This window comes from Methylocaldum szegediense, assembly GCF_949769195.1.
Classification (GTDB): Bacteria; Pseudomonadota; Gammaproteobacteria; order Methylococcales; family Methylococcaceae; genus Methylocaldum; species Methylocaldum szegediense.
Map to the genome: position 1 here is coordinate 3,441,045 of NZ_OX458333.1, position 13,531 is coordinate 3,454,575.

The following is a 13,531-nucleotide window of genomic DNA, read 5'->3' on the forward strand; positions in this document are numbered from 1 at the left end:
ATCCATGCAGAACGACACGATCAGTTTTCGCGTGCAGCCCGGCGGTACACTTCGCGGAGAAGCCCGCGTACCCGGGGATAAATCCATCTCTCATAGATCGATCATGTTCGGGGCGCTTGCCGAGGGCACGACTCGTGTCGCCGGTTTTTTGGAGGCGGAGGATTGCCTCGCCACCATGAATGCGTTTCAGGCAATGGGCGTCGAGATCGACGGACCCGAAAACGGGTTGGTCTCGATTCGAGGTGTGGGGCTTCATGGGCTGCAAGCGCCGAAAGAGCCCTTATATTTGGGGAACTCGGGTACATCGATGCGCCTTCTCTGCGGGTTGCTGGCAGGGCAACGGTTTGACACAGTTTTGACTGGCGACGCATCTCTGTGCCGACGTCCCATGAAGCGGGTTACCGAGCCGTTGCGCGCCATGGGTGCGGTGGTGGAGACCACCGATGCGGGCACTGCCCCCCTCCGAATCAAGGGGGTGGGACGGCTGAGAGGAATCCACTACGACATGCCGGTAGCTAGCGCCCAGGTCAAATCCTGCCTGCTCTTGGCAGGACTCTATGCGGACGGTCAGACCTGCGTGCGAGAGCTGGCACCGACACGCGATCATACCGAGCGTATGCTCACCGGATTTTCCTATCCGGTAGTCCGTGCCGGAGATACCGTGTGTATACGGTCGGGTGGCAAACTCGTCGCCCGCGACATCGATGTGCCCAGCGACATTTCATCGGCCGCATTTTTTATGGTCGGCGCCGCGATAGGAGAGGGTGCCGACATTACGCTAAAGCACGTGGGCGTCAATCCGACGCGTACCGGCGTCATCGAGATTCTGCGCCTGATGGGGGCTGATATCGAGGTCCTCAATCCCCGAGAGATCGGGGGGGAGGCGGTCGCGGACATACGCATCCGATCGAGTCGCCTCAACGGCATAGACATTCCGGAAGAGCTGGTACCGTTAGCGATCGACGAGTTTCCAGTTCTATTTGTCGCTGCGGCTTGCGCTGAGGGCGAAACTCGATTGAGTGGTGCCGAGGAACTGCGCGTCAAGGAAAGCGATCGTATTCAAGTGATGGCCGACGGCTTGCAGACATTAGGGATTGATGCTCGACCGACGCCTGACGGGATGATCATTCGGGGCGGAAAACTATCCGGAGGAAAAGTCGATTCCCACGGTGACCATCGCGTTGCAATGGCGTTTTCGATTGCCGCGCTGCGTGCCAATGGTCCTATAGAAATCGACGATTGCGCCAACGTCAATACGTCCTTCCCGAATTTTGTGGAGTTAGCACGTGATCTGGGCTTGAATATTACGGCCATTTGCGGCGAGATCATATGACGATGAAGGTGCCGGTAATTACCATCGATGGGCCTAGCGGTGCCGGTAAAGGAACGGTGAGCCGCGCATTGGCAAAAAAACTGGGCTGGCATTTTTTGGACAGCGGGGCTATCTACCGTTCCTTGGCACTGGCGGTCACGCAAGCAGCAGTCGATCCCAACGATATCGATGCCGTCGTCAAAATCGCGTCTTCGATGGAACTTGAATTCGAGACGAATGACCCGCCGCGTATACTGTTGAACGGCCGGGAAATTACTGATCAAATCCAATCGGAAGAATGCGGCAGCACGGCTTCGAAGATTGCCGCCTATGGCCCTGTGCGGCAGGCGCTTCTCCAGAAGCAGCGAGACTTTCGGCGTGAACCCGGCCTAGTTGCCGACGGGCGCGACATGGGCACTGTCGTTTTCCCGGATGCTCCTTACAAAATCTTTCTCACCGCCAGCGCGGAGGTGCGCGCAAAAAGACGGTATAAGCAGTTGAAAGAGAAGGGGGCTGATGTTAACCTTGAACGCTTAACGAAAGAGATTGAAGAACGGGACCGGCGCGACAAGGAACGTACCGAGGCGCCGCTGATTATACCGGATGGCGCTGTTCTGATTGATTCGTCCGATCTCACGATTGATCAAGTTATCGCCCGTTGTCTCGATATTGTAGGCGGTAAGTGAGATCTTAATCGGTAATTTTTAGGTGTTGCCGGCTTTGTTCGGCAATATGTTCAACCATTTAACCCAAGCGGCCAGGGAGACTTGGCTGTTAGAACCAAGATCGTTTTATGAGCGAAAGCTTTGCACAACTGTTTGAAGAGAGTCTGCGTCAGGCGGAGATGCGGCCAGGCAGCATCATTACCGGCACTGTGGTCGATATAGGCCCTGATGTGGTCGTGGTCAACGCTGGTTTGAAGTCGGAAGGCGTCATTCCGAAATGGCAGTTCCTGAATGCGGACGGGCAAATCGAGGTACAGGTTGGCGACACCGTCGAGGTGGCGCTCGATATGCTGGAAGATGGCCTTGGGTCCACGCTTTTGTCCCGTGACAAGGCAAAGCGGATGAAGGCGTGGCAGGAGCTTGAGCGAGCGTACGAGAACAATGAAACAGTGGTCGGTCGAATCACCGGTAAGGTACGCGGCGGCTTCACCGTGGCCATCGGTGCGCTTCGCGCCTTTTTGCCGGGCTCTCTGGTCGATGTGCGCCCAGTGCGCGACACTTCCTATCTCGAGGGACGCGATCTCGAATTCAAGGTTATCAAGATCGACCAGAAGCGCAACAACGTCGTGCTTTCCCGTCGAGCCGTCGTGGAGTCCGAATTCAGTGCCGAGAAGGAAGCGCTGCTCGAAAGCCTAAAGGAAGGCGCTATCGTTACGGGTGTGGTAAAGAACCTTACCGATTACGGTGCCTTCATCGACTTGGGCGGCATTGACGGTCTTCTTCATATTACGGACATGGCATGGAAGCGAGTGCGGCACCCTTCCGAAGCCGTCCAGATCGGCCAGGAGATTCAGGTTAAGGTACTGAAATTCGATCAGGAAAAGAACCGGGTCTCGCTTGGTTTGAAGCAGTTGGGAGAAGACCCGTGGCTGAATATCGCACGTCGCTATCCGCCGGGTACTCGGCTTTTCGGTAAGGTTAGCAATCTTACCGATTACGGCTGTTTCGTCGAGTTGGAAGAGGGTGTCGAGGGCCTCGTTCACGTTTCCGAGATGGATTGGACCAATAAGAACGTCAACCCGGCCAAGGTGATCCAGCTGGGTGAGGAAGTTGAGGTCATGGTGCTCGATATCGACGAGGAACGTCGTCGCATTTCGCTAGGCATGAAGCAGTGTAAGCCTAACCCGTGGGAAGAGTTCGCTGCGACCCACAAGAAGGGCGATAAAATTAAGGGGAATATTAAGTCCATTACGGATTTTGGTATTTTCATCGGATTGGAAGGCTCTATTGATGGCCTCGTTCATCTGTCAGATATTTCCTGGTCCATACCGGGCGAAGAGGCGATCCGACAGTACAAAAAAGGCGACGAAGTGGAAACCGTCATTCTGGCCATTGATCCTGAGCGGGAGCGTATCTCTCTTGGTATCAAGCAGCTGGAGCAGGATCCCTTCCAGAATTATTTAGCGACCCATGAGAAGGGCAGTGTCGTTCAGGGCGTCGTCAAAGAGGTCGATGCAAAAGGAGCAATAGTTACGTTGGCCGATAGCGTAGAGGGCTATCTCCGCGCTTCCGAGATTTCTCGCGATCGAGTAGAAGACGCCCGCACCCAATTGAAAGTGGGCGATGAGATCGAGGCAAAATTCATTGGCGTCGACAAGAAAAACAAGTTGATTACGCTTTCGATCAAAGCCAAAGATCAAGAGGAGGAGGCTGCGGCGATCAAGGGATACGCTCAGCAATCTGCGTCCGGCATGCCGACGTTGGGAGATATCTTCAAGGAACAGATGGAAAATAAATAGTCAGGTCAGACTAGGGAGCCGTGTGCGGCTCCCTGCCACTCATGGAAATGACAGTGACAAAGTCAGAATTGATCAATCTTTTGGCAGAAAAATACAGCCATCTTCCGTTCAAGGACGTTGAGATGGCTGTAAAAGGAATGATCGAGCATATGACCCACGCTCTTTCCTCAGGGGAGCGGATCGAAATCAGAGGATTTGGCAGCTTTTCACTACATTATCGTCCTCCACGGATCGGACGTAACCCAAAGACAGGCGATGCAGTGGAATTAGCATCCAAATTCGTACCTCATTTCAAGCCAGGCAAAGAGCTGCGAGACCGAGTCAATCAGTCGCGGAGTTGAGTCGTTCCTACTTACTTACCTCATTCGTCTGCAGGGGCCTTTGACGGGCTCCGCGGCATCGTACTTGGCTGCTGTGGCGTTTGAAATTTCCTGTTCAGCGTCTTCAGCGTCCTCTCAGTTTATTCGTTAGAGATTCTACGCGGCCACAACGCGCGTTTTTTCACCTTCAGGGAAGGAGGCGAGAAATGAAGCGCGGGAAGATGAACTCAAGTTCCTGTTTCTCACTCGTTGGCCTCGCGCGTTATTGCAAGGCGTGAACGGTTTTGGCTCTTCTCCTGGCCTGATTATTCTGCCGAGATGTGGTGGTCGGAGCTTCCTCGAAAAGTAGGTGCGGTGGCGCGCAGTTACGTATCGGACCATGTGATGTTGTCGCTCACAAGCGTCAGTAAAAGCTTACAAAAAAATCCGTAAATACTTACAGAAAGTTAGGTTGTGTAACAGGCTTTAGCTGCTACCTTTAGAAATACCTAATTACTAAAGGAGTAGAAATAATGGCAAGGCTTGTAAAACTCATCGTAGCTTTATTGCTTATCGGTTTTGCCTGGTGCGCGTCAGCCGAACAGGTGGATATCAATTCCGCAACGGCGGAGCAGATCGCCGAAGTTCTGACCGGGGTAGGCAAGGCAAAAGCGGAAGCGATCGTTCAGGACCGTGAAAAAAATGGAAAATTTAAGTCAATCGAGGACCTGGGACGCGTCAAAGGCATCGGCCAGGCTACTATCGAGAAAAACCGGGACAAGATCATTATAGGTATGGATACGCAAAACCCGCCGGCGGCGCCTCCGAAGGGCAAGTAGATCACAATAGTCTTTTCGATTGCTAAGCTCCTTTATGGAGCTTTTTTTTTAAAAAAAGATTGGCGCTTGCTGGTGAGTGCTATGGAACTCGAAGCTACAATACTCGAGAGAACCAACGGCAGCGAAAGTGATTTCTATGAGTTCAAATATCGTCTGGCACAAGGCATCCGTAACACGGGAAAAACGAGAGCAGCTTAACGGGCATAAAAGTTTTGTTTTGTGGTTTACCGGACTTTCCGGTGCGGGAAAGTCAACCTTAGCTCACCGGATCGAAGATTTGCTATTCGAACGAGGGTGTCGCACCTATGTGTTCGACGGGGACAATGTTCGGCACGGACTTTGCTCTGATTTAGGTTTCAGCATAGAAGACAGACGGGAAAACATCCGCCGCATAGGAGAGATGAGTAAGCTATTTGTCGATGCAGGCGTGATTGCCCTGACTGCTTTTATATCCCCGTTTCGGCAGGATCGACAAATGGTGAGATCACTTGTCGGTGAGGAGGATTTCATCGAAATTTACTGCGATGCATCGGTGGATGTGTGTGAAAAGCGAGATACAAAAGGTCTATATAAGAAGGCTAGACTGGGCGAAATCCCTGATTTCACAGGCATCTCCTCGCCGTATGAACCACCGGAGAACCCTGAGATCGTCTTGCATTCCGGGGTTGATTCTCTGGAAACGTGTGCACAAACCGTAATGCGGTATCTTGAGGATAGACGCAAAATTTAAGCTGTATTTTTGTTCAACCAAGAGCAGAGAATGAAAAGGATCGTACGAAAAGCTGTTTTTCCAGTAGCGGGTTTGGGAACTCGATTTCTTCCGGCAACCAAGGCAAGTCCCAAAGAAATGTTGCCTATTGTAGACAAGCCGTTGATCCAGTATGCAGTCGAAGAGGCGGTTGCGGCTGGAGTCGATGTCATGGTGTTTATAACGAGCCGGACGAAAAGGGCGATCTCAGATCATTTCGATAAGGCTTACGAACTGGAAACAGAGTTGGCCAATCGTGGGAAGTCCGAAATTTTGCGAATCGTTCAAAACATCGTACCCCCTCACGTTACCTGCGTTTACATCCGACAGGCGGAAGCCCTGGGTTTGGGACACGCCGTCAATTGTGCGCGGGCGGTGATCGGAGATGAACCGTTTGCCGTGTTGCTGGCTGACGACATGATCGATGATGGGAGTACCGGTTGTTTGTCCCAAATGGTCAGCGTGTTCGACGAATGGCAGTGTTCCGTTCTTGGGGTTGAACGAATTTCTCCTGCGGAGACCCAAAGCTACGGCATTGTTAAGGCCAATATGATTCAACACAACATCGGAAAGTTGGAGCAGATCGTCGAAAAACCGAAGCCTGAGAACGCGCCTTCCAATTTAGCTGTTGTTGGTCGGTACATTCTGACCCCAGCTATTTTCGACAAGCTTGATAACGTGCAAAAAGGCGCGGGCGGTGAAATTCAACTTACCGATGCAATTGCAATGCTTCTGCACGAGGAACCGGTCTTGGCTTATGAATTCCATGGCAAGCGCTACGACTGTGGTTCCAAACTCGGATACTTAATTGCAACCGTTGAACAGGGTCTGAAACACCCCGAGTTGAGCGCGAGCTTCAAAGACTATTTGGCAAACCTCGAACTTTCTTAAGCGAGCATAGATCCCCGTCTAGAGCATTCTCATACTGCCTGCACAAGGCACCTCACGAGTAAGTAGGGCATCCCCTTCCGGTGTTGCAGTTGGAGACAGGGGTTCGTTGCCAACGGATGGCCGACCTACGGAATTGCAGTTGATCCAGCCTGGCTGAAGGTGGCAACGACTTCCGCCAGGGCTGTTTCCTATACGAACCCGATTGAAAACGCATTAGCCGTCGAAAGACGCGGGCGGGGCGTAGACTTGACTTCAAACGCGGAACCCGTTATTTCAGCTTCGCCAGTCCCTCGCCTCGTGGATCGCTTGCCGCGTAAACACGGTTAGTGCTCTTATTCCATAGCACGGCTTGCATGTCTCCGTATCGGCGGTCTATAGCTTTCAATTTATGGCCCCGTTTTTTGAGTTCTGCCTGCTCGTTCTCGGTCAGTCCGCTCGGTTCGTATTGGATAACATCCGGCAGGTATTGGTGGTGAAATCGGGGGACAGCGACCCAGGATTCTGGTGTACGACCTTCGGCAAAATCGAGAACCGCCAACAACATCATCGAGACGATACGGCTACCGCCTGGGGTTCCCATGATACCGATCCGATACGCGTCCTCGACAAAGAGCGGTGTCATGCTGGACAGCATCCGTTTGCCCGGGGCGATAGTGTTCGGCTGTCCTCCAACCAACCCGTAAACATTCGCGGTGCCGGGCTGAGCGGCGAAATCGTCCATCTCGTCATTTAGCAATACGCCCGTACCCGGGACCATGAATCCGGAACCGAAAGGATAATTGATGCTCAGTGTAGCGGAGACTCGGTTACCCTCCTTATCTAGAATCGAGAAATGCGTCGTGTTTTCGCCATCCGGTTCCGGGAGGTTGGCGTGACTCAAATAATCGCTGGGCAGCGCTCTGTCGGGACGTATTGACGCGCGAAGTCCGGCAGCGTAATTGGGGCTGATCAACCGCTGCAAAGGGATCGTGACGAAATCGGGGTCGCCCAAAAACCGCTCGCGGTCATGATAGGCACGTCGCATCGCTTCCACGATAAGATGCTTGCGAGTGGACTCGTCGACCACTTGGAGATCATAGCCGGACAAGATATTCAGCATCTCGATCAGCCCGACGCCGCCGGCAGAAGGTGGTGGCGGTGCGGTAATGCGGATTCCGCGGTAAAAGCCCTGAATCGGCTGCCGCTCGACAACACGGTACTCGGACAGATCTCTCAGCGTCCAAATGCCGCCGGCATTTCGTACACCTTCGACTAACTTTTTAGCAAAATCACCATTGTAAAATCCTTTCTTTCCAGATGTGGCGAGTTGCTTGAGTGTATTGGCAAGGTCTTTCTGCACCAAGAGCGTGCCGACGTCAGGCACATTACCTTCGATTAGAAAAACATCGGACGCAGCCTTCGAGCGACGTAATATATCGACGCGAAAAGATAGCAAGCGATGGTGACGTTTGCCGATGGGAAATCCGTTTTCAGCATAACGAATAGCCGGCGCTAAGCTCGTGGTTAGCGGAAGGCGTCCGTAATGTTCGGAAAGATGTACGAGCGCAGCAGGCATACCCGGAATACCGGCTGATAGGGCCCCATTGATGGATTTGTCGGGTACTGGTTTTCCCTGCTCGTCGAGGTACATGTCCGGGCGAGCCTCTAGAGGCGCGCGCTCCCGACCATCCAGCATCACCGTTTTACCGTCGGCCGCACGATGAAGTAGCCAAAACCCGCCGCCGCCGAGCCCCGATCCCGCCGGCTCGACGACCGCGAGTGCTGCACTGACCGCTACCGCAGCATCGAAGGCATTACCGCCTTTTTCCAGGATTTCAAAACCGGCCTCCGTAGCGAGTGGGTGTGCGCTAGCAATAGCGGCTTGCGGTGGGGAGGCCTGCGCTACAGGGAAAACAATAATGAGACAGAGTGCGAGTCGAATCAGGCCGGGTTTGGAAAACGATTGGATAATGAGCCTTAATGCATCGAACTGGCAGTCTAAGCACCGCAAGTATGGACGGTTACGATTATGCATTGTCAAGGCGTTGGGCTGCGCGACGACTAGGTCTTGAGCCCGAGCACGTCTTGCATGTCATAAATTCCCGGTGCTTTATCCATAAGCCAATTTGCTGCGCGCATAGCGCCCTTGGCGAAGGTCATGCGGCTGGAGGCCTTATGGGTAATTTCGACACGTTCGCCTTCGTCGGCGAACATGACAGTGTGCTCGCCGACAATATCGCCCGCCCTGATGACGGAAAAACCAATGCTCTTGCGTTCACGCTCGCCGGTATAGCCTTCGCGTCCGTAAACGGCACATTCGTTCAGATCGCGGCCAAGTGCCGCGGCCACGACCTCACCCATGCGTAACGCGGTTCCGGAAGGCGCATCCACCTTGTGCCTATGGTGTGCTTCGATAATCTCGATATCGGCTTGCTCGCCGATGACTTTGGCGGCGATTTCCAATAACTTGAAGCAGAGATTGACTCCCACGCTCATGTTCGGCGCTAAGACGATGGGAATATCGCGTGCGCTATGTTCGATGGTGGCTCTCTGTTCGGACGTGAACCCAGTCGTCCCGATGACGATCCGCTTACCGTACTCACGGCATATCGCGAGGTGTTCCATCGTAGCGTCGGGGCGGGTGAAGTCGATGACCACATCGAGATTTGAAATGGCTTTACGCAGGTCGCCAATCACAGGAAGATCTAGCCTGGGTATGCCCGTTAACTCCCCGGCGTCCTTCCCTACTGCGGGGCTGTCTTTTCGCTCCACGGCGGCTGTCAATGACATACCGTTGGTGCCAAGACAGGCGCGTATCAAGGCTTGTCCCATACGGCCAGCGGCGCCGACGATTCCAACTTTGATCATGATGACATTCTCGAGATTTGGCTAAAATTTTTTGCGCGGCGGGTGCTCGCTGCCAGATACGGTCGCCTCTAAAGTCCGAGCTTATCGAAGAACTGCCTTACGCCATCGAACCAGCTATGGGCTTGTGGACTGTGGTGACTGCCGCCGCCGCTCAGGGACTCGTCCAGCTTCTTGATGAGTTCAATCTGCTCCTTGTTGAGATGCACCGGCGTCTCGACGCGGACTCGACACAGGAGGTCGCCCGGGGGACCTCCGCGCACCGGTTTTACCCCTTTACCCCGAAGCCGGAACAGCCTTCCGGTTTGCGTTTCCGGTGGAATCTTAAGTACAACCTTGCCATCAAGTGTCGGCACTTCAAGTTCGCCGCCCAAGCACGCGGTCGGAAAACTGATTGGCACTTCGCAATAGAGATTGGCGCCATCGCGGGTGAAAATCGGGTGTTCCTTAACCGAGATTTGCACATACAGATCACCTGGGGGCCCGCCAAATTCTCCCGCTTCGCCTTCGCCCGCCAAACGTATGCGATCCCCGGTATCTACGCCGGGTGGAATTTTGACCGACAGGGTCTTGGTTTCCTGGACGCGTCCTAAGCCGTGGCAGACACGGCAAGGGTCCTTGATTTGTTGACCTGTGCCGTGACAGGTCGGACAAGTCTGTTGAACGGCAAAGAAGCCTTGCTGCATGCGGATGGCGCCATGGCCTTGACATGTCGCGCAAGTCGTGGGACCGCTCCCTTTTTTGGCTCCGGTGCCGTTACACTCGTTGCAGGTGACGAAAGTCGGAACGCGAATCTTGACTTCCGTTCCGGCCACCGCTTCTTCAAGAGTGATTTCCAGGTTGTAACGAAGATCGGCGCCGCGTTGGGCGCGGGTACCCCGCCTTCGGCTCGTGCCGGTACCAGCACCGAAAATGTCCCCGAAAACGTCACTAAAGATGTCGCTGAAGCTTTCGCCAGTGAATCCGAATCCTCCGGCCGCTCCCATGGACGGGTCGACGCCGGCATGGCCAAATTGGTCGTAAGCGGCGCGTTTCTTCGGATCCGAAAGTACGTCGTAGGCTTCCTTGATCTTCTTGAATTGTTCTTCCGCGCCTGGATTGTCCCGGTTGCGATCGGGATGATATTTCATTGCCAAGCGGCGAAAGCTCTTTTTGATCTCGCTATCGCTCGCGTTACGCGGCACGCCCAAAAGTTGGTAATAATCTTCTTTCGCCATAACGTAAAGAGCCGCAGGGCTTCGCCTGCGGCTGAATTGGGATCAAAACGCAGTATGCAGCCGAATTTGCCTCAAATACTCCAACGTTCAACTTGACCATCGGTACTCCCCCGCCGGAACGCAACCGTGTCATGCATAGCGTTGAAGGCGAAGGGCAGTGGATACTCGGTTTTTGCTCATCCGCACCCGAGGCTCGGTTTGATACCAAGCAACAGAACGCTTTATTTCTGATCCTCTTTCACCTCTTCGAACTCGGCATCGACAACATCCTCTGTGGTTCTGGATTCCGCCTTTGGTTCCGTCTCTGCGCCGGTCGAACCTGCCGTCTCGCCTTTCTGTTGGTATAAACGTTCGGCCAGTTTACCCGAAAGTTCAGTCAAGCGTTCCGTCTTTCGTTCGATTTCGGCTTTGTTGTCACCGCTCATCGCGGTTTTCAGCTCGCTGATCGCTGCTTCAATCTCGCTACGCTCGCTAGCCGTCACCTTATCGCCAAGTTCACGCAGTGTCTTGTTCGTCGCATGAATCATGGCATCTGCATTATTGCGTGCAGTGACCAATTCGTGCAGTTTCTTGTCTTCTTCCGCATGTAGTTCCGCATCCTTGATCATGCGCTTGATTTCCTCTTCGCTCAGACCGCTGGAGGCGGTAATACGGATCGACTGCTGCTTGCCAGTTGCTTTGTCCTTGGCCGAGACATGCAGGATGCCGTTGGCATCGATATCGAAGGTCACTTCGATCTGCGGTATGCCCCGTGGAGCCGGCGGAATATCGGTCAGATCGAATTTGCCGAGAGACTTATTGTCTTTGGCCATTTCGCGTTCGCCCTGCAGGACGTGAATGGTCACCGCAGTCTGGTTGTCTTCGGCCGTGGAGAAGACCTGACTGGTCTTGGTCGGAATGGTGGTATTTTTCTCGATCAGCTTGGTCATGACGCCGCCGAGGGTTTCAATACCTAGCGACAACGGCGTGACGTCCAAAAGCAGTACGTCTTTGACCTGTCCGCCTAAAACGCCGCCTTGAATCGCTGCCCCCAGCGCTACCGCTTCGTCCGGGTTGACGTCCTTGCGCGCTTCTCTGCCGAAGATTTCCTTCACAAACTCCTGCACCTTCGGCATACGCGTCTGCCCACCGACGAGAATGACTTCATTGATTTCACTGGGCTTGAGGCCGGCATCCTTGAGTGCGGTTTCGCACGGTCCTCTAGTCTTCTGAATCAAATCTTCGACCAAGGATTCGAGCTTGGCGCGCGTAAGCTTCATGTTGAGATGCTTGGGCCCGCTGGCATCGGCCGTGATGTAGGGCAGGTTGATGTCGGTTTGTTGGCTCGACGACAACTCGATCTTGGCCTTTTCGGCCGCTTCTTTCAGACGTTGCAGGGCCAGCGGATCGTTATGCAGGTCGATGCCGTTTTCCTTTTTGAACTCGTCGCAGATGTAATCGATGATGCGCAGATCGAAGTCTTCGCCACCCAGGTGAGTGTCGCCATTGGTGGAAAGTACTTCGAACTGATGCTCTCCGTCGACCTCGGCAATCTCGATGATGGATATGTCGAACGTACCACCGCCGAGATCGTAGACGGCAACTTTAACGTCTCCGTGCTTTCTATCCAAACCAAAGGCCATCGCTGCCGCGGTAGGCTCGTTGATAATACGTTTGACGTCGAGCCCGGCGATGCGACCTGCATCTTTTGTTGCCTGGCGCTGGGAGTCGTTAAAGTAAGCCGGTACCGTAATGACCGCCTCTTTAACCTCTTCGCCCAGAAACGCTTCGGCATCCTTTTTCAGCTTCATCAACACGCGTGCCGAGATTTCCGGTGGCGCCATCTTTTTGCCATTAACCTCGATCCAAGCGTCTCCGTTATCGGCTTCGACGATCTTGTAAGGAACGAGATGTATGTCTTTTTGTACCTCGGAATCCTTGAACCGGCGTCCGATGAGGCGTTTGACCGCGTATAGGGTGTTCTTCGGATTGGTGATCGCCTGCCGTTTAGCGGATTGCCCCACCAATACTTCATTGTCGGGCGTGAAGGCTACTATTGAAGGGGTGGTGCGAGCGCCCTCGGCATTTTCGATCACGCGCGGTTTGCCCGCTTCGAGAATGGCCACACAGGAATTGGTGGTGCCCAAGTCGATGCCAATAATCTTCGCCATTTAATTCTCCAAATTAATCGATAGCTTGTCGGGAAGGATGTGGATTTAGCGCTAATGTGGGGGCGGCCATGCGGATTTCAAGCTTGCTCGTCGATACGTGTGGGTTCTACGGCGGCTTGGGCGACCACCACCATGGCCGGACGCAACAGGCGATCATGTAGGAGATAGCCTTTCTGGAAAACCTTTATCACCGTGTTGGGCTCGCTGTCCGCAGCCGGCTGCATCGCCATGGCTTGATGCAAGTCGGGATTAAACTTTTCGCCCATTGGGTCCACGGCTCTGATACCGAATTTTTCCAGTACCGTATTCAACTGCTTTAGCGTGAGTTCCATTCCTTCACGCAATTTCGCCACGTCCGTGCTTTCTCCTGCAGCGGCTTGTAGGCCCAGTTCGAGGCTATCAACCACGTTCAGCAGCTCTTTCGAAAATTTCTCGAGCGCATATTTGTTGGCATTCTGGAGTTCCTTTTCCGAACGGCGGCGCAGGTTCTCCAACTCGGCCTGTGTTCGAAGGAACTTATCCCAGTTTTCATTTGCCCGCCGAGTTGCTTCAGCCAATTGTTCCGCAAGTTGTTCGATTGGAGCCGGTTCGATAATACCTTCTTTCTTTTCGGTTTCTTTCGTCTCGATTGGCGCATCGACAGATGCGGGTTGAGTCGCTTGATCTGGTGCGTTGGGCGTCGATTCGGGCGAAGCCTGGTCTTTGCTCATAGATACGCTCCGTTTAAAAAAACAGCGAACCTGGTGCGTCTACGCACCAGGTCAGCT

General features: G+C 53.8%; 12 protein-coding genes. 7 read left to right on the forward strand and 5 right to left on the reverse strand.

The features are described from left to right. Window positions 1–4: 4 nt before the first annotated feature. The 7 genes from aroA to galU all read left to right on the forward strand — a co-directional run bounded on the left by aroA (window position 5) and on the right by galU (window position 6,553). Window positions 5–1,333 carry a 3-phosphoshikimate 1-carboxyvinyltransferase gene (gene aroA, locus QEN43_RS14775; protein WP_317963373.1) on the forward strand — a complete coding sequence of 443 codons (1,329 nt, stop codon included), beginning with the start codon at window positions 5–7 and terminating at the stop codon, window positions 1,331–1,333. Continuing rightward, window positions 1,330–1,998, forward strand: a complete 669-nt coding sequence (gene cmk, locus QEN43_RS14780) for a (d)CMP kinase (protein ID WP_317963374.1) — start codon at window positions 1,330–1,332, stop codon at window positions 1,996–1,998. Before aroA ends, cmk begins: the two co-directional genes overlap by 4 nt. A gap of 107 nt (window positions 1,999–2,105) precedes the next feature. After that, window positions 2,106–3,776, forward strand: coding sequence for a 30S ribosomal protein S1 (rpsA, locus tag QEN43_RS14785; protein WP_026609138.1), 1,671 nt, complete (start codon window positions 2,106–2,108; stop codon window positions 3,774–3,776). Between the two features lie 53 nt (window positions 3,777–3,829). Beyond that, on the forward strand, window positions 3,830–4,117 hold the full coding sequence (locus QEN43_RS14790; protein WP_026609139.1) for an integration host factor subunit beta: 288 nt from the start codon (window positions 3,830–3,832) through the stop codon (window positions 4,115–4,117). A 491-nt stretch (window positions 4,118–4,608) separates the two neighbouring features. After that, on the forward strand, window positions 4,609–4,914 hold the full coding sequence (locus tag QEN43_RS14795; protein WP_026609140.1) for a ComEA family DNA-binding protein: 306 nt from the start codon (window positions 4,609–4,611) through the stop codon (window positions 4,912–4,914). Window positions 4,915–5,050: 136 nt separating this feature from the next. After that, a complete protein-coding gene (cysC, locus tag QEN43_RS14800) occupies window positions 5,051–5,644 on the forward strand; it encodes an adenylyl-sulfate kinase (protein ID WP_026609141.1) in 594 nt (197 codons plus the stop codon). A gap of 30 nt (window positions 5,645–5,674) precedes the next feature. Then, window positions 5,675–6,553 carry a UTP--glucose-1-phosphate uridylyltransferase GalU gene (gene galU, locus QEN43_RS14805; RefSeq protein WP_026609142.1) on the forward strand — a complete coding sequence of 293 codons (879 nt, stop codon included), beginning with the start codon at window positions 5,675–5,677 and terminating at the stop codon, window positions 6,551–6,553. Between the two features lie 268 nt (window positions 6,554–6,821). Here the strand turns inward: galU and ggt are convergent, their stop codons facing one another. The 5 genes from ggt to grpE all read right to left on the reverse strand — a co-directional run bounded on the left by ggt (window position 6,822) and on the right by grpE (window position 13,474). Continuing rightward, window positions 6,822–8,567, reverse strand: a complete 1,746-nt coding sequence (gene ggt / locus QEN43_RS14810; RefSeq protein ID WP_051331422.1) for a gamma-glutamyltransferase — start codon at window positions 8,565–8,567, stop codon at window positions 6,822–6,824. 26 nt (window positions 8,568–8,593) lie between these two features. Continuing rightward, complete coding sequence (gene dapB, locus QEN43_RS14815; protein ID WP_026609144.1) at window positions 8,594–9,400, reverse strand: 4-hydroxy-tetrahydrodipicolinate reductase; 807 nt, start codon at window positions 9,398–9,400, stop codon at window positions 8,594–8,596. 68 nt (window positions 9,401–9,468) lie between these two features. Continuing rightward, window positions 9,469–10,614: a molecular chaperone DnaJ gene (gene dnaJ, locus QEN43_RS14820; RefSeq protein ID WP_026609145.1), complete on the reverse strand. Its 1,146-nt coding sequence runs from the start codon at window positions 10,612–10,614 to the stop codon at window positions 9,469–9,471. A gap of 221 nt (window positions 10,615–10,835) precedes the next feature. Further along, window positions 10,836–12,764, reverse strand: coding sequence for a molecular chaperone DnaK (dnaK, locus tag QEN43_RS14825; protein ID WP_026609146.1), 1,929 nt, complete (start codon window positions 12,762–12,764; stop codon window positions 10,836–10,838). Window positions 12,765–12,841: 77 nt separating this feature from the next. Then, window positions 12,842–13,474, reverse strand: coding sequence for a nucleotide exchange factor GrpE (grpE, locus tag QEN43_RS14830; protein ID WP_026609147.1), 633 nt, complete (start codon window positions 13,472–13,474; stop codon window positions 12,842–12,844). Between the last annotated feature and the right edge of the window lie 57 nt (window positions 13,475–13,531).